Below are 17910 nucleotides of genomic sequence, written 5' to 3'. Positions count from 1 at the left end.
TTAATTGTTTCCTTGTTCAGCATTGGTTGCTGCTTTGTTACCTTCAGGAACATAAACAAAACTTCCGTCTGCCATTTTATAAGCGACGCCAGCTCGAGAGCCTTCGCCACTGCCAATAGCACCATTAGATTTATATTGTTTAATTTCTTTGCCTTTTTTAACGATCATTTCCATATTGGGTTTGCCAGCATTTTTTATGACGGTGACATCATCAGACGAATAAATATTCATAGGGCTTTGCGCTAAGGCAATTAATAAGGCGGCAATAATGACCAGAAAAACATCAACTAAGTTGACGGCACTGACTATTGGGTTTAGATCTTCATCTTCATCAAGAAAGCGCATTAGATAGCCTCTCCAGATTGTTGCCCTTTCAATTTTCGAATGTTGATTAATTCTTGAGCACACCAGCGCTTTTTAACTGATGCAGGCCAAAACGTTAGAGTAGAAATTGTTAAACCCCAAATAACCGCGGCAAAAGCGATAATGAGATTTTCACTAATACCTTGAATGTTACCATCAGCCATTGCTTGTAGGGCAGGTCCCATCGGGATCATAGTAGCGATCAAACCAAGCATTGGCGCAATACGCGTAACAATACGTAATGTTTCTAACTTTTTCAGTGCAAAAACTTCAAGCTCATCTTCACAAGCTTGTGGATTAGCAATGAAATAGTTATGTACAGGGTAACCCGGTAAATGGCGGGCATCTTGCTGACTTATTAGTCTGGTATAACGCAAAGCATTCTTTTTACGTACTGTATATTGAGAAGCAAATCTCCCCATGATGAAAATTGCATAAATTAATAGCAATACGATGGCAATAATGACAGGCGCCATTAAAAACGTGGAAATTTCGGCCATTAAGCCTTCAAGGGTTTGGATATTCATGTTTATTACATCTCATTAGTACTTCAATGGTGCGCATTTTATATTATTTAAATAGTAATGCAAATAATAATAATTATCATTTGTATAATTTGTACGGGTTATGTATGATCGCCGCATTCAATAGTCTCAGTCTAAATTGTCCTGTTTGTCTGAGATTTGTATTTAAGTACCTAAACAGGAATAAAAACATGAAATCTATAAAAAAATCCGCATTAGCACTTGCTATTTCGACATCATTTATTGCCTTACCTAATAACGTTTACGCAGATGTTCCAGATGATATTGTTGAAGATTTAGAAGTGATTGTGATCAGTTCATCTCGTACTGAAAAACAACTTAAAGATGTTGCTGGTAGTATTTCAGTGGTGACTTCAGAAGATCTTGAACAGCAAGTTATTACTGATATGAATCAGCTGTTTAAATATGATCCAAGCGTGACTGTGACAGGCTCAGTAGGCGGCGCACAAAACTTTACTGTACGTGGTATGGGTGGTGATCGTGTTTTAATGATCAAAGATGGCATGCGTATGAATGAAGGTTATGGTGCTAACGGCCAAAACGATATTGTGGGTCGTGGCTTTGTTGAAACTGATACCTTAAAGCAAGTAGAAATTGCTAAAGGTGCCGCATCATCGTTATATGGCTCAGATGCTTTAGCAGGTATTGTGGTATTTACTACAAAAGATGCGAGTGACTATTTAGAAGAGGGTGAGCAGTTTGCTGGTGATGTAAAGCTAGGTTTCAACAGTGACGGTGAGCAAGCAAATATTGGCGCTACACTAGCACTGGAAACAGGTGACTTTGAGCATTTGCTTAATCTCAATGTACGTGACGGTGAAGAGCAACAAAATTACTACGGTACTAAGCCTGCGCTTGATATAGCCTCAACCAGTGTTTTATTCAAAACTAAGTACAATATTAATGACGACGATTTCTTAAGTTTTAGTGCTGATTTATGGCAGCAAGACGTTGATGGCGACAGTGCTAATGGCTTATTGGAATATTTCCGTGGCTTACCAGGCTATGACATAGTTACTGAAAATAGCACGAGTGAAAAAACGAACGAGTCTTTCCAGCTTCGCTATCACAATAGTAGTGGTACCGCTATTTTTGACGTGGCTAATGTATCAATTTACGCCAATAACTCAAAACAAACAGACGTTGAATATGGCCAAATAGATATCAATGCCAATTTCGGTTTTCCGCTGATTGAATTAAGAGATATGTGGAATACTGGCGTTTATGAGCAAGATACTATTGGTTTGCTATCTAACGCTAGTATTAAATTAAATGACATGAATACCTTGGGCTACGGGTTAGATATCGAAAAGTCTACTTCTACTCGTCAATTAGAAAAACTCTATTCAGTTGAAGGAACGCCTAAACCTGGTTATCCACAATCTGATGATAAATTCCCTGAAACTGAAGTGTTTCGTGCAGGTCTCTTTATTAATGACGAAATTAGCCTACTTGATGGTGATTTAGTCATCACACCGGGTGCTCGTTTTGATATGTATGAAATGGATCCAAACGGTGCGACAAAAGAAGATGGCTCTCTTTATAAAAGCTATGATGAAAGTCACGTTTCAGTAAATTTGGGTGCTCTTTATAAGTTTAATGATATGGCGGTAGTGTTTGCGCAATATGGTCAGGGCTTTAAAGTACCTGCTTATGATTTAGCCTATATTGACCATGACAACTCTTTGTATGGTTATAAACTTGTTCCAGCAGGTGATGATTTAGCACCAGAAGAGAGTGATAGCTTAGAGTTAGGTCTTCGTGGTCATCAAGGAGATTTCATTTACAATGCAGCAGTTTTCTATTCTCAATACGATAACTTCTTAGAAACCGCTTTTATTGGCACTGAAAAGTACACTAACCCATACACTGGTCAAGAAGTTGATATTTACCTTTATCAATATCAAAACATTGATGCTGTTACCATTAAAGGGGCAGAGATTGGGGTAGAGTATTTATTAGGTGACAGTACCAGCATCTTTGTTAATGCGGCATATCAAGATGGTACTAATGATGAAACCGGAGACTATATTCAGAGCATAAGCCCATTATCAGGTAATGTGGGTATTAATTACGAAGGTGAAAGCTGGTCAACAGAGTTAATTGTAAACTGGGCTGACAGAATGGATAAAGTGAATGACGGCGATGCAGAAGTTGCCGGTTACGGCAGTGTTGATTGGATGTTTAATATGCAAATCACTGACGATTTACGCTTTAACTTATCAGTAACTAATTTGCTGGATAAAGAGTTTGTTCGTTATAACAATGTAGCAGGCCATGAAGTAGGCGAGTCATTAGATTTTTCTACTGAACCAGGTAGAGTGTTTGCTGCTTCAATTAAATACTCTTTTTAATTAAAGGTAAGTATCAAAAAAGCAGCTCAACCTTTTTTAAGGTGAGCTGCTTTTTTTGTGTTCGTATTTGTCTAAAGATATAGAAACAGTTAACGATTATTACAACTAAGTTTATCTAAGCTGGTTTAAGTTAAACAATAGCGCTGGATCATAGCGACTAATAGAGTATTGGTTTTTTCAATTTCACTGTGAGCTAAAAATTCATTAGGTTGATGCGCTTGATTAATTGAACCTGGCCCTAGCACTATGGTTTGACAGCCTAGTTGTTGAATATAAGGTGCTTCGGTAGCGTAATTAACCGCACAACATTGATGACCACTAATTTCCTCGGCGATACTGACAAAGCAATTTTCATCATGCTCATGTTTAGTTTGTTCAAAACTTGGTGAACTAGGGTGTAACTCTTCAAAACTTATTCGTCCGGGGTATTTTTCAGCAAGGGGTTTTAAAGATTCACTTAGCCAATGCAATAATTCATCATCACTCATACTCGGCAGTGAACGTAAGTCTAGATCTAGTTCGCAATAACCACAGATACGATTCGCATTATCCCCGCCTTTAATGGCGCCCATATTCAATGTTGGCGCAGGTACGTCAAATGCTTCATTTTTGTAATTGAGGTTGAATTTTTCTTGTAAATTAATTAATTCACCAATGACTTGGTACATAATTTCAATGGCATTAACACCTAAGCTTGGCTTACTTGAGTGACCTGATTGCCCTTGCACACTTATGCGATGTGACATGTGCCCTTTATGCATCACAACAGGTACTAAATTCGTTGGCTCACCTATGATGGCAACATCAGGTTTAACCGCTTGGCTTTTAGCAAAAAAGCGTGCACCTGCCATGGTTGTTTCTTCATCTGCGGTGGCTAGTATGTATAGTGGTTTCTTTAAATTTTTAGCATCAAGGTTTTTACAAGCTTGTAAAATAAACGCGAAAAAACCTTTCATATCACAAGTGCCTAAACCATAAAACTTGTCATCTTTATCGATTACTTTCAAGGGATCACTTTGCCAGCGCTTTTCGTCAAAAGGCACGGTATCACTGTGACCAGCAAGCAATAAGCCTCCTTCACCACTTCCCAATTTAGCTAATAAATTATATTTATTTTCACCACCTTTATGGGGCAAAGGTACTTTTTGAATATCAATGCTAAAGCCAAGTTGTTCAAACCATGTCGCTAATAATTGAATGACTTTTAAATTCCCTTGATCCCAACTTGATTGAGTTGAACTTATAGAAGGGCAAGCAATTAATTGCGTTAAGGATTGAGAGAAGTTAGGCAATTGTGACATATATACCATCCAAAAAAGAAATCGAACAAAAACTTAAATAGTTATGCTTATTAGTTGCATAATTACCCATTAACTGGTAAATTGCGCATAATAGTGTAAATAACCTGTTTTTTTAAGGCTACTTTTTTATACTTAAGGCTTTTCAACATGTCTTATATCTCATTTATCGCATGTTGAGTTGACTTATGTATGTGAGGACATTGTAATGCTAATTGTTCAAGGAATACGACGACGATAGATAATTATTTTCTTATCTCTTGGATGCTTTAGTTATAAGAGATTGGTTATATCGTTTTAAGAATTTGAATAATAAGGTTTATGTTGTGTCAGAAGTTAAAAAAGTTGCCGTAATTGGTGCAAGTGGTTACGCCGGTGCCGAATTAGTTGGTTTATTATGCCAACACGATAAAGTTTCAATACAACATCTTGTTGTGTCGGAAAACTCTACTTCCTGTGGAAAACTTTTCAGCGAATTACATGGCCGCTGGCAGGGTGTTTGTGATGTACCCCTGCAATCTTTTTCTCAAGAGTGGTTCGACAATGCTGTTAAAGATTTAGATGTTGTTTTCTTTGCTACTCCACACGAGTTCAGTGCTGACTGGGCGCAAGCTTTTGTTAACGCTGGTGTTAAGGTGTTTGATCTTTCGGGCGGTTTTAGATTAAAAAATGCCGAAGATTATCCAACATTCTACGGTTTTGAACACGCCAATATTGATGCCTTAACTCAAGCTAAATACGGTTTAGCAGAATGGCAACAAACCGATATTGCTAATACTGATTTAATTGCAGTGCCTGGTTGCTACCCAACCGCAAGTTTATTGTCATTAAAACCTATTACCAGTAATAACTTACACATTGAAAACTCTTTAATTGTTGTAAACGGTATTAGTGGTGTGAGTGGTGCAGGCAGAAATGCTTCATTAGCCACAAACTTTAATGAAGTGAGCTTGAAGCCATACAATATTTTACAACATAGACACCAGCCTGAAATTTCTCAAGAAGCTAATGCACAAGTAATTTTTAATCCTCACTTGGCACCCTATAAAAGAGGCTTGCTCGCCACGGTAACTATGCAGTTAAAAGCAGGCGTTACTGCTAAGCAAGTTGACTTAGCATTTGAACAAGCCTATCACGACAAGCCACTTGTACGTATCGTTAATGCTTGGCCACAAATTGGTAACGTAGCCCATACGCCATTTGCTGATGTTCATTGGCAAGTTGATGAAGAAAAGCAAGTGGTTGTGGTTAGTTGTGCTATAGATAATCTACTTAAAGGTGCCTCGTCACAAGCTCTACAGTGTTTTAATATTTCACTGGGTTTACCGAGTGAATACAGCCTGTTAGCAACAAATAAAAGTAATTAGGAACTAGTGATGACAAAACCATTAGTGATAAAAATTGGCGGCGCTATTTTAGAAAAGCAAGATGCACTACATAAGTTACTTGTGGTGATTGCTGAGCTTAAAAGCGATGCGAAAGTGGTCTTAGTGCATGGTGGTGGTTGTGTTGTTGATGAAATGCTAGCACAAGCGAATTTTACGACGGTTAAAAAACATGGTCTGCGTGTAACACCAAAAGAGCAAATTGCGTTAATTAGTGGTGCACTTGCAGGTACCGTTAATAAGTCAATTGTCTCGACTGCCAATAGCATTAACTTGCCAGCGGTTGGTTTATCATTAGCTGATGGTGATATGATTGCTTGTGTTAAATCTGATCTAGATTTAGGTGAGGTTGGTGTTCCCAGCCCAAAATCAAGTCAATTGTTAGATGCATTACTCAATAGCCACTTTTTACCTGTTATTTCATCAATAGGCGCATTGTCTAACGGTGATTTAGTTAATGTTAATGCTGATGATGCTGCGGTAGCTATTTGTCAGTTGCTTAATGCTGAATTACTACTATTAACAGACGTTAACGGCGTAAAAGGTGCTGATGGCGAATACTTATCAGCACTAAATAGTGAGCAGGCAAAGAATCTTATCGAGCAAGGTGTTATTGCTGGCGGTATGACAGCGAAAGTGAATGCGGCATTGCAAGCGGCAAATCAATTACGACGAAGTATCGCGGTTGCTAGTTGGCAATCGCCGGAGCAAATTACCGAGCTACTAGCTGGGAATGGTGTGGGCACACAAATTCAACCTGACTAGTCGCAGATAAACTGTCATATTACTGGGTTAAAGTAATGACAAAAACGCATTTTAAAGAAGATACTTATGTCACTATCATTAAATAATTTTTTAGCCGATGACGAGCTAAACAAACAACAACTTTTAGCGCTAATTGAACTCGCCATTACCATTAAAAGCAACCCTGCTGAATACAATCAGGTATTAGCGGGTAAATCAGTTGCGATGATTTTTGAAAAACCCTCACTTAGAACCCATGTTAGTTTTGATATGGGCATTAATAAACTAGGTGGTCATGCGCTTTATTTAGGGCAGCAAAACGGTAAATTAGGTGAGCGTGAACGGGTAAGTGATTATGCCAAAAACTTATCATGTTTTGCCGATGCAATTGTAGCTCGAGTTTTTAGCCATGATTCGATTCAAGGTTTAGCTGAGCATGCCAGTGTGCCTGTGATTAATGCACTGTGTGATCTTTACCACCCGTGCCAAGGCTTAGCTGATTTTGTCACCTTAACTGAGCTACTTCCTAAGTTAAATAAAACGGATATAGCGCAAGTGAAGTTAGCCTACATTGGTGATGGTAATAATGTTTCTAATTCATTAATGATTATGGCTGCTACACTTGGTGTTGATTTCACTTTAGTAACACCAACAGGGTATGAAGCAGAGCAAAATATTATTGAAAAGGCGCAAGTGCTAGCTAATGAATCTGGGGCAACATTAACGATTACCACGGATATTAATGCCATGGGTAGCCAAGATGTTATCTATACTGATACATGGATTTCAATGGGTGATGAAGACGACAGTAAAAAAGCAGCTTTGTTAGCGCATTTTGCACCTTATCAAGTGAATCATAATATTATGCAAAATGCTGATGCTAGTGTGGTGATGCACTGTCAGCCAGCGCACCTGGAAGAAGAGATTACTACAGAGCTTTTTGATAGCGACATGTCGGTTGTTTTTCAACAAGCAGAGAATAGAATGTGGGCACAAAACGCTGTTTTAGTAAGCCTATTCAAGTAAAGATTTAATAACCAAATTTATAAATTTAGAGAAAGATTATGAGTATTGCAAAGAAACAAATTAAAAAAGTGGTATTAGCTTATTCAGGTGGTTTAGATACTTCAGCTATCATTCCATGGTTGAAAGAAAACTATGATAACTGTGAAGTTGTTGCTTTTTGTGCTGATGTAGGTCAGGGCGAAGAAGAGCTAGAAGGTATCAAAGAAAAAGCTATCGCATCGGGCGCTTCAGAATGCTACGTTGCTGATCTAAAAGAAGAATATGTTAAAGATTATATTTACCCCATTTTAAAAACTGGTTCAGTTTATGAAGGTCAATATTTATTAGGTACGTCAATGGCGCGTCCTATTATTGCAAAGGCACATATTGAAGTAGCACTTAAAGTTGGTGCTGATGCGGTTTGTCATGGTTGTACGGGTAAAGGTAATGACCAAGTACGTTTTGAAGCTTGTTTTGCTGCACTTGCACCGCAACTTACTGTTATTGCTCCATGGCGTGAGTGGGACATGGTTTCTCGTGAAGATTTATTAGACTACTTAGCAGAGCGTAACATTCCATGTTCTGCTTCATTAACTAAAATTTATAGCCGTGACGCTAATGCTTGGCATATTTCACACGAAGGTGGTGAATTAGAAGACCCATGGTGTGAGCCGTCTAAAGAAGTTTGGACAATGACAGTTGACCCAATGGATGCTCCAGATGCACCTGAAACAGTAGCATTAAGCTTTGTTGAAGGTGAGTTAGTGTCTGTTGATGGTAAAGAATTATCACCTTATCAAGCGTTAATGTACTTAAATGAAAAAGCGGCAGCACATGGTGTTGGTCGTATTGATATTGTTGAAAACCGTTTAGTGGGCATGAAGTCGCGTGGTTGTTATGAAACGCCGGGTGGTACCGTATTAATGGCGGCGTATAAAGGCTTAGAAACCCTTATTCATGATAAAGAGTCGCTAAAATTCCGTGAGTCAATTGGTTTAGAGTTTTCTCATGTCATTTACGATGGTCGTTGGTTTACACCATTAGCTAAAGCACAGCTAGCTGCTGCAGCTTCACTTGCTGAAAAAGTAACAGGTGATGTGGTTGTTAAATTATTTAAAGGTCAAGCAACGGCAACTCAGCGTCGTTCACCAAATAGCTTATATTCAGAAGAATTTGCTACCTTTGGCGCAGATGATGTTTATGACCAAAAACATGCTGAAGGCTTTATCCGTTTATTCAGCCTTTCAAGTCGTATTGAAGCGTTAAAAGCGCTTGATGAAAACGCTGAAAAATAAGCATGACTTTGCTTTTCAGGTAAGGTGACTTTTTAGTGTCTCCCTTGCCTGATAAGTAAACATAGAAATATCGAAAAACTTGGAGTAAATAGCCATGGCCTTATGGGGTGGACGCTTTAAAGAAAAAGCGAGTGTACAATTTAAAAAGTTCAATGACTCGCTACCTGTTGATTATCGCATGGCGGTACAAGACATTGTTGGCTCGATTGCTTGGGCACAAGCAATACATGAAGTGGGCGTTATCACAGATGAAGAATTAGCTCGCTTAACAGATGCCTTAAATGAATTAAAAGTGTCAGTAGAAGAAAACCCAAAGCAGATATTATTATCTGATGCTGAAGATATTCACAGCTGGGTTGAAATTCAACTGATTGAAAAAACAGGTGACTTAGGTAAGAAGCTCCATACAGGTCGTAGCCGTAATGACCAAGTAGCGACTGATTTAAAACTTTGGTGTAAAGAAACGGGCGGTGAACTCTTGTTCGCTTTGGTTAGCTTACAACAAGCTATGATGGCTTTGGCTGAGCGTGAGAAAGATACCGTATTACCGGGTTATACCCATTTACAACGTGCACAGCCGGTTACTTTTGGGCATTGGTGTTTAGCGTATGTTGAAATGTTTAACCGTGATATTGGTCGTTTAAAAGACGCTTTATATCGCCTTGATGTTTCACCATTAGGCTCAGGTGCTTTAGCCGGTACAGCTTACCCGATTGACAGAAATGCACTGGCTAATCGTTTAGGGTTTAGAACGGCCACTATGAATAGCTTAGATGCTGTTTCAGATAGAGATCATGTGATTGAATTACTGGCAAGTGCGAGTATTTCTATGATGCATTTATCGCGTTTTGCAGAAGATTTAATCTTCTACAATTCAGGTGAAGCAGGCTTTGTTGAAATGAGTGACTTAGTGAGCTCAGGTTCATCATTAATGCCACAGAAGAAAAACCCTGACGCTTGTGAGTTAATTCGCGGTAAAGCAGGACGTGTTTTTGGTTCGTTAACTGGCATGTTAACCACTATGAAAGCTTTGGCACTTGCTTACAATAAAGATATGCAAGAAGACAAAGAAGGCTTATTTGATGCCCTTGATACATGGCAAGAGTGTATGGAAATGGCAGTTCTAGTTGCTGATGGCTTGAAAGTAAACCGTAGCCGTACCTTAGCAGCGGCACAACAAGGTTATGCTAATGCTACTGAGCTTGCTGATTATTTAGTGGGTAAAGATATTCCGTTCCGTGAAGCACATCATATTGTCGGTGAAGTGGTACTTGCAGCTATCGCTAAAGGTTTACCTTTAGAAGACTTGACCATTTCTCAGTTACAAGAATTTAGTGACAAAATAGAGCAAGATGTTTATCAACACTTATCGATTGAATCAACACTCGATAAACGTGAAGCGCTTGGCGGTACATCACGCACACAAGTTGAAAAAGCGTTAGCGACGGGTAATGAAGAAATTCTTAACGAACAAGTTGTGGGTGCGCCGGGTATACAGCAAACAGAAGTTGCCTTGAAGCAAGTGAAACAACGTTTGAACGCGCAACGTGCAGCGGCTATGTCTGTACGCAGAGCACGTATGTCTGATGTTGAGAAAATACATCAACTTGTGAATGTACAAGCAGACAAAGGTGAAATATTACCACGTACTTTAGATAATATTATTCACGATGTACAAAACTTTGTTGTGGCTGAACTTGATGGCAAAGTGGTTGGTTGCGCGTCACTTTATATTTATCAAACAGGTCTGGCAGAAATTCGCTCTGTGGTTGTTGATGAGCAGGCGCAAGGTCAAGAGCAAGGACAAGCACTAGTACAATATTTACTTGAGTTTGCGCATCAAATGGAATTAGAACAAATCATTGTTTTAACTTATATTCCTGAGTATTTCGCTAAGCTAGGTTTTAATCCGATTGAGAAAAGCTCATTAGCTGAAAATATCATTGAAGATAGTGAGCCTAGCCCACATAAAGATCCTGCTGATGAAGTGGCAATGGAATATATAGTGGGTCAAAAGTAAGCCGGGTTAACCCCCCTTATTATGCGCTAGCAGTAATAAATAAAGAATAAAAAACATGAATAATAGCGATCAAAATTACGTTAAATGGTTTAGAAATGCCGCCCCTTATATCAACGCGCACCGAGGTAAAACTGTGGTGTTAATGTTTGGTGGTGAAGCGGTTTTACACCCAAACTTTGCCAATATTATTCATGATATTTCTTTATTGCGTAGCCTAGGTGTAAAACTAGTTGTTGTGCATGGCGCACGGCCACAAATAGAAGAGCGTATAGCTCAGCGTAATATCAACACTAATGTTGAGAAAAACGTGCGCGTTACCGATGCAGATACTTTAGTGGCGGTGAAAGATGCTACGGGCTCATTGCGTTTGCATATTGAAGCGTTATTAACTACAGGGTTGGCAAACTCTCCAATGCACGGCTCACAAATTAGAGTAGGTACAGGTAATTTTGTTATTGCTAAACCTATGGGCGTGCGTGATGGAGTTGATTTTAAATACACAGGTATAGTACGTAGAATTGACTCTGACGGCATTAATATGCAGCTAGATTATGGCTCCATTGTATTGCTTTCACCAATTGGTTACTCACCTACAGGTGAAGTGTTTAATTTAGCCCTTGAAGATGTTGCGGCTCAAACGGCTATCGCGTTAAAGGCCGATAAGTTAATCACTTTAACTGATGATGATGGTTTACTTGATGAGTCAGGCCAGCTAATTAAAAGCTGTAGTGTGCGTAGAGTAAAAACCTTACTCGATGAAAAAGACTGTCACGTGCGCCAGTTGTTGCTTCGCGCTATTATTCAAAGTGGTGAAAATGGCGTAGAGCGTTGTCATTGTGTTAGCTATCAAAGTGAAACGGCTTTATTACAAGAGTTATTTACTCGTGATGGTGCAGGTACGCTAATTGCCAAAGATCATAAAGAAGAATTGTCTACCGCGACTATTGATGATGTTGCTGGTATTTTGGAGTTACTTGCGCCTCTGGAAGCTGAAGGTATTCTGGTAAAGCGTTCACGTGAGCTGCTTGAAGTTGAAATTGATCAGTTTATTGTGCTGAAAAAAGAAGACGTTATTATTGCCTGTGCAGCACTTTATCCTTATCCGGATGCTAAAACGGGTGAAGTTGCTTGTGTTGCTATTCACCCTGATTATCGCAAAGGTAATCGAGGCGGACGCTTAATGTTGGCATTAGAAGAGGAAGCTAAACAACAACAATTAACTTCGATATTTGTTCTGACTACGGTCAGCGGACATTGGTTCCAAGAGCGTGGCTTCATTGAACAACCCATGGACAAATTACCTGAAGGTAAACAGGAAATGTATAACTTTCAGCGTAAATCTAAGGTATTTGTTAAAGAAATTTAACCATTAGTATTTCTGTGGTAATTGGCGAGCGTTTACTCGCCGTTATCATTTTATCTCGCTGTTAAATCTTATATCAACTCTTGTAATGAAGCTCAGCTAGCGCATTATTACCTGTTAATCTCAAAGCGTCTTGAAATGCTGCTCTGCAGTTGTTTGAACGATTTTGTGATAGTTTGAATTTACTGTCTACGTTAGTAATGTTCAGAGTAAATACTGTGATAGCAGATAACATTTGTTGTACAAACTTGTTGTTTTTATCCTGATTAAATTCATTAAAGTCCCATTGGGGATCAAAGTAATGACTGATTGTTTTCATTGCTGCTAATTTTTCACCACTATGTTCAATCATGTTTAAACGACACTGTAAAGATACGCTAGCGTAGTTCCATGTTGGCACCTGTTGCTCTTTATGCCAACGAGGTGAAATATAGCCATGAGGACCCGTAAATATTACTTTCACTTTGGTATTATTCTCTAGCGCTTTAAACAGTGAATTGTTTTTAGCTAAATGCCCTAATAAGGTTTTATTATCTAAAAGCTGTAATGGGCAATAAACAACTTCTGCAAAGTCTCCATTATAAGTTTGTGATACTTGTGGCGCTTGTAACTGAGCAAAGGCATTTTGCCTAATAATCAATTTCTCTTGTTCACTTAACTCAGTCATCATTATGTCCGCCTTTATGCTCCATTTTTATTTGTAGGTTTTTTTTCACCCTTGGCCAATCGGTATCGATGATGGAAAAAATTGCGGTATTGCGATAGCTGCCATCTGATAAAATACGATGATTGCGTAATAGTCCTTCAAATGTGGCCCCTAACCTCGCTACAGCAGTGCGTGACTTGTGGTTTTGCTCATGAACTTTAAACTCCACACGTATCACCTTAAGAACTTCGAAAGCATATTGAAGTAAACAGTATTTAGCGTGGGTATTAATATAGCTACGTTGAAATTCAGGGGTAATAAACGTAAAACCAATTTCTAAATTTTTATCACCCTCATTGATTGAACAATAACGGCTACTACCCACAAATTTACCGCTAGCATTGTCAAAAATGGCAAAAGGAATGTGTTCTTTTTTATTTGCCATTTGCTCTGAGTATTGCAACCAGTTTTTAGTCACTTCAATTGAGGTGCATTTATTGGGCAGTGACCAAGTCCATATTTCCGGGAAAGCGCCAGCATTAAAAAAATCTGAAGCGTGTCCCATAGTTAAAGGGCGCAGTGTTACCTTATTGGTTTTCAATGTAATGTCAGTTGTTTCAAACATATAACAATCTCCTTGAAATTTGTTCTAAGTATTTTGCGTATTTATGGTATAAATAAAACAACCAGATTTTATTTTGTGTCTATACCAGATAGTTATTGATGAAAACTTTGAACCTTGCGCTAGATAATCAACAAACAAAATTGTATTTAAAAATTGCGGTGGCAATTCGTCATGCCATTGAACATGGTGCTGTTAAGCCTTCTGAAAAATTACCTTCAGCACGGGCTTTGGCTGAACAGTTATCTGTTAACCGCCATACAGTGATGGCTGCTTACAATGAGTTGGTGGCGCAGGGTTGGGTTGAAGCAAATCAAAGGCAAGGTTATGCAGTTGCACAAATGTTGCCAATACATTCAGCTGTTAATGGGCAAACGCAGCAGGAATTGAGTAGTGAAAAACATCAATGGCGAATAATAAAACCACAACAAGAAGCTTTTGCTCGTCCAGCTCACGACTATCAATATAACTTTGCTGGTGGCAATCCAGATATTGATTTATTCCCGTTTAATGAATTTAGAAGCTTTATCAATGAAGCGTTAACTCGTCCAGCCATTAAAGAATTAAACTATGGTGAAAATGCTGGTTTTAAATGCTTTATCGAGGAAGTTGCCACGTATTTACGCAGGGTAAGATCAATTACCGATAAAGAAATTGCTGTGGTTAATGGCACACAAGAAGCCTTATATATACTCTCGCAAGTGTTATTAAAAACGGGTGACAAAGTGGCTGTAGAGGCATTAGGTTACAGTCCTGCATGGAAAGCTATGCAAAACGCCGGTGCCAAGCTCGTCGGTATTAAACAAACAGAGCAAGGAATTGATATAGAAGATCTTGAAGCAGCGATTAAAAAGCATGAAATTAAATTGCTATATTTAACGCCATTGCATCAGTATCCAACAACAACGACGTTATCGGCGGCTAATCGGACACATGTTTACCGCTTAGCTCGGCAACATCAAATTCCGATTATTGAAGATGATTACGACCATGAATTTCATTATTACAGTCAGCCACTGCCTCCGATGGCAGCTAATGATCCTGCAGGATTAGTGATTTACATTTCAAGCTTCTCTAAAATCATGTTTCCGAGCATACGCCTTGGGGTGATTGCTGCTGATCAAACATTAGTTCCACATATTATTAGCTATCGAACCTTAATAAATCATAAAGCCAGTGTTTTACTACAAGATGCGGTTGCAAGGTGGATGAAGGACGGGGGATTTGAGCGCCATTTACGTAAGTTAACACGTTGCTATCAAAAACGCAGAGCTTGCATGGTAAATATACTTAATGGTTTTATTGATGAAGGGGTAAATATAGCTTTCACTGTGCCAAAAGGTGGCATGGCGCTATGGGTAAATGTAGGCGGTAACGCCGAAGAAATAGCGCTGCTAGCAAAAAAACAAGGTATATTTTTATTGGCGGAAAATGCTTTTCATTTAAGAGCAAGCAGTAACCAAAATAAATTTATTCGTTTGGGGTTTGCAGGACAAAGTGAAGAAAAGATCAAACAAGGGTTATTATTACTTAAACCCTTGCTGACACAAAATAAACAGGCTTTTTAAAACAGCTCTTCTTCCGAATTACTTTGATCTTCGCTTTGAAATATATCTGAGCTATTATCTTGTCGTAAGTATTCAGTAGGCGCTGTTCCTAATTGGAAGTACTCAAATTCGCTACTCTTATTGGTGCTGCTGCTGAGTTTGCCTGTTGCTTTATCAATACGTACCGACACTATATCTGCGGGCAGAATAAAAGGCTCTTCAGGTAAATCAGCTAAAGCAACTTTCATAAAGTCTATCCAAGCAGGTTGGGCTGATTTTGCACCAAACTCATTGCCTGTGATTTGGTTTCTACCTAAATTATTATTATAAACGGTTTGACCTAGATTTCGGCTTGGATCATCGAACCCTATCCATGACGTAGTCACTAAGCGTCTAGAAAAACCAGAAAACCAAGCATCTTTTGCTTCATTTGTAGTACCTGTTTTACCAGCAATATCTCGACGTTTTAATGTTCTACCGCGCCAACCTGTACCCTGCCAGCCATTTTCAGCTGACCAGTCTGCTCCCCAAATCGCACTATTAAGTGCTTGGGTGATTAAAAATGCATTCTGTTCGGTAATTACCCTTGGTGCAGAGACAATTTTGGGGAGTGATACTGAATCATCAACTTGCTGTTGATTTTGCCCCGCTATCTCAGTCTCATCAATTTCATTACTATTTTGATTACTGGTAGCTACTTCACAAGGGTCGCAGGCTAAGACTGGGTTTGCTTGATAAATAACTTCACCTTCTGCGTTTTCAATGCGCTCTATTAGATAAGGCTCTATTAAAAAGCCACTGTTAGCAAAGGCTGCGAAACCAGTAACCACCTCTAAGGGAGTTAATGAGGCTGAGCCTAAAGCTAAGGACTCGTTGCGTGGTAATTCATCGGGCGCAAAACCAAAATTGGATAAATAGTTCACCGCATTATCTAAACCAATACTTTTGAGTAACCTGACAGCAATTACATTTTTTGATTGCGCTAAGGCTAAACGGACTCTAAGAGGGCCTACATACACAGGGGGAGAATTTTTGGGACGCCACACTTGCCCAGAGCTTTTATCCCACTGATTGATAGGAGCATCATTGACGAGTGACGCTAAGGTATATCCATGCTCTAGTGCTGCAGAATAAATAAATGGTTTTATATTTGAACCAACTTGACGTTTTGCTTGGGTAACACGATTAAACTGACTTTGCTTAAAACTAAAGCCACCGATAGCCGCTTTAATCGCACCATTATCAGGAGAAATTGAAATCATAGCGGCACTTGCAAGGGGTAACTGACTAAGGCGATATTCACCGTCTTCTGTTTGGCTTACGAGAATAACATCGCCAACCTTAAGTATTTCACTCGCCAGCTTAGGTGCCGGTCCTTGTTTTCTGTCATTGATATATTCACGAGCCCAAGCTAAACCAGTCCACGGAATGATAGATTGCTTGTTAGCGCGTAAAGTTATGTTCACTGAACGCTCGTCAACTTGTGTCACAACGGCTGGTTCTAGCATCTGATAATATTGCACACTGGCTAAAGCAGAGGCTATTTCAGCCTCGGTGATGGGCATGGTTTCTATGTTATCTGGAGCAATATTATTAATATTACTTGAGCTTTGTGCTAGTTCTGACTCTGCCTGTGCTGGGCGTAAATTCAATGCGGCACCACGATAGCCATGACGTTGATCATATCGAAGTAGGTTACTCGTAACTGCCTGATGTGCAGCCGTTTGCAGATGACTTTTGACTGTAGTGAAAACCTTGTAACCACCTGTGTATGCGGTTTCTTTGCCGTACATTTCAATCATTTTCTGATGAGCCATTTCAGCAACATAGGGTGCATCCAAGGCAATTTTAGCGCCGTGACGCTTACCTGTGATAGGGGCATTTTTAGCTGCTTGATATTCTTGCTCGGTGATATAACCACTGACTAACATCCGCTGCAAAACAGTTGTTCGACGTATTTGCGCGCGATCAGGTCGGCTAATTGGATTATAGGTAGAAGGAGCTTTAGGTAACCCTGCCAATACGGCTATTTGAGCCAGAGTTAACTCGTTTAAGTTTTTACCGTAATAGACTTGCGCTGCAGCACCAAACCCAAAGGCTCGATGACCTAGCGGTATTTTATTGATGTATAAGGCTAAAATTTCATTTTTGGTTAACAAACTTTCAATATGGAAAGATAAGAAAATCTCTCTAATTTTTCGAATATAAGTAACTTCTCGTGTTAAAAAAAAGTTCCTAGCCACTTGCATGGTTATAGTACTGGCTCCACCACTATGGTTACCAGTGATTTGCCCTATTATCGCTCGCGCCATACCAATAGGGTCAACACCGAAGTGAAAGTAAAAGCGATCATCTTCAGTCGCTAGCAATGCGTCTATTAATTGTTGAGGAATTTCATCATAGGTAAGGGGAATACGCTTTTTTTCACCAAATTGAGAAATGAGTAAGCCATCATTACTGTATATTTGCATCGGTGTTTGCCACTTTACATCCTGTAAAGATTCAATATTTGGCAATTCATCGCGTAAATATAAATATAAAACAAATGTACTAATTATGATGAAAAAAACTGCGACTAGGGCAAATTTGAATACTTTTTTAACGGAAAACACTACAATAACCCTATTTATGGAAAAATATGTAAGATAATACTAGTATATCTTGTAAAACCATGTAATAAATGTATTTATGTGAAAAACATGTCTAAAATAATTATAAAATTA

At 39.0% G+C, this 17910-nt stretch carries 14 protein-coding genes; 8 read left to right on the top strand and 6 right to left on the bottom strand.

Going from position 1 to position 17910, the window contains the following annotated elements; genetic code table 11:
* Both AC27GZ_RS03230 and AC27GZ_RS03225 read right to left on the bottom strand, forming a co-directional pair.
* Positions 1 to 345, bottom strand: a complete 345-nt coding sequence (locus AC27GZ_RS03230) for a DUF2149 domain-containing protein (protein ID WP_487093432.1) — start codon at positions 343 to 345, stop codon at positions 1 to 3.
* Positions 345 to 890, bottom strand: coding sequence for a MotA/TolQ/ExbB proton channel family protein (locus AC27GZ_RS03225; RefSeq protein WP_487093431.1), 546 nt, complete (start codon positions 888 to 890; stop codon positions 345 to 347). Before AC27GZ_RS03225 ends, AC27GZ_RS03230 begins: the two co-directional genes overlap by 1 nt.
* A 188-nt stretch (positions 891 to 1078) precedes the next feature.
* Here AC27GZ_RS03225 and AC27GZ_RS03220 point away from each other — a divergent pair, with 188 nt between their 5' ends.
* Positions 1079 to 3262: a TonB-dependent hemoglobin/transferrin/lactoferrin family receptor gene (locus AC27GZ_RS03220; RefSeq protein ID WP_487093430.1), complete on the top strand. Its 2184-nt coding sequence runs from the start codon at positions 1079 to 1081 to the stop codon at positions 3260 to 3262.
* Positions 3263 to 3387: 125 nt separating this feature from the next.
* Here the strand turns inward: AC27GZ_RS03220 and argE are convergent, their stop codons facing one another.
* Entirely contained in the window at positions 3388 to 4563 is a 1176-nt protein-coding gene (gene argE, locus AC27GZ_RS03215) for an acetylornithine deacetylase (RefSeq protein WP_487093429.1), read from the bottom strand.
* A gap of 323 nt (positions 4564 to 4886) precedes the next feature.
* Between argE and argC the strand changes: the two genes are divergently transcribed.
* The 6 genes from argC to argA all read left to right on the top strand — a co-directional run bounded on the left by argC (position 4887) and on the right by argA (position 12375).
* Entirely contained in the window at positions 4887 to 5927 is a 1041-nt protein-coding gene (gene argC, locus AC27GZ_RS03210; protein ID WP_487093428.1) for an N-acetyl-gamma-glutamyl-phosphate reductase, read from the top strand.
* A 9-nt stretch (positions 5928 to 5936) separates the two neighbouring features.
* The gene (gene argB, locus AC27GZ_RS03205; protein WP_487093426.1) at positions 5937 to 6710 is read left to right on the top strand and encodes an acetylglutamate kinase; all 774 of its coding nucleotides are present in this window, start codon (positions 5937 to 5939) and stop codon (positions 6708 to 6710) included.
* A 66-nt stretch (positions 6711 to 6776) separates the two neighbouring features.
* Positions 6777 to 7715, top strand: a complete 939-nt coding sequence (locus AC27GZ_RS03200) for an ornithine carbamoyltransferase (RefSeq protein WP_487093425.1) — start codon at positions 6777 to 6779, stop codon at positions 7713 to 7715.
* Positions 7716 to 7753: 38 nt separating this feature from the next.
* Positions 7754 to 8989, top strand: coding sequence for an argininosuccinate synthase (locus AC27GZ_RS03195; RefSeq protein WP_487093424.1), 1236 nt, complete (start codon positions 7754 to 7756; stop codon positions 8987 to 8989).
* Between the two features lie 94 nt (positions 8990 to 9083).
* Positions 9084 to 11009, top strand: a complete 1926-nt coding sequence (argH, locus tag AC27GZ_RS03190; RefSeq protein ID WP_487093423.1) for an argininosuccinate lyase — start codon at positions 9084 to 9086, stop codon at positions 11007 to 11009.
* Between the two features lie 55 nt (positions 11010 to 11064).
* Positions 11065 to 12375 carry an amino-acid N-acetyltransferase gene (gene argA, locus AC27GZ_RS03185; RefSeq protein ID WP_487093422.1) on the top strand — a complete coding sequence of 437 codons (1311 nt, stop codon included), beginning with the start codon at positions 11065 to 11067 and terminating at the stop codon, positions 12373 to 12375.
* A 73-nt stretch (positions 12376 to 12448) separates the two neighbouring features.
* On the opposite strand, the gene AC27GZ_RS03180 is transcribed toward argA, so the two are convergent.
* Both AC27GZ_RS03180 and AC27GZ_RS03175 read right to left on the bottom strand, forming a co-directional pair.
* A complete protein-coding gene (locus AC27GZ_RS03180) occupies positions 12449 to 13042 on the bottom strand; it encodes an FMN-binding negative transcriptional regulator (protein WP_487093421.1) in 594 nt (197 codons plus the stop codon).
* Positions 13032 to 13643: a GNAT family N-acetyltransferase gene (locus AC27GZ_RS03175; protein WP_487093420.1), complete on the bottom strand. Its 612-nt coding sequence runs from the start codon at positions 13641 to 13643 to the stop codon at positions 13032 to 13034. The genes AC27GZ_RS03180 and AC27GZ_RS03175 overlap by 11 nt, the downstream gene beginning before the upstream one ends.
* A 98-nt stretch (positions 13644 to 13741) precedes the next feature.
* Here AC27GZ_RS03175 and pdxR point away from each other — a divergent pair, with 98 nt between their 5' ends.
* On the top strand, positions 13742 to 15208 hold the full coding sequence (gene pdxR, locus AC27GZ_RS03170) for a MocR-like pyridoxine biosynthesis transcription factor PdxR (RefSeq protein WP_487093419.1): 1467 nt from the start codon (positions 13742 to 13744) through the stop codon (positions 15206 to 15208).
* On the opposite strand, the gene AC27GZ_RS03165 is transcribed toward pdxR, so the two are convergent.
* Complete coding sequence (locus AC27GZ_RS03165) at positions 15205 to 17799, bottom strand: penicillin-binding protein 1A (RefSeq protein WP_487093418.1); 2595 nt, start codon at positions 17797 to 17799, stop codon at positions 15205 to 15207. The genes pdxR and AC27GZ_RS03165 overlap by 4 nt on opposite strands.
* Positions 17800 to 17910: the final 111 nt, after the last annotated feature.

The organism is Colwellia sp. SU-HH00943, assembly GCF_057546125.1.
Note: the sequence above shows the minus strand (reverse complement) of the source record. Positions and strands in the feature narration are given on the sequence as shown.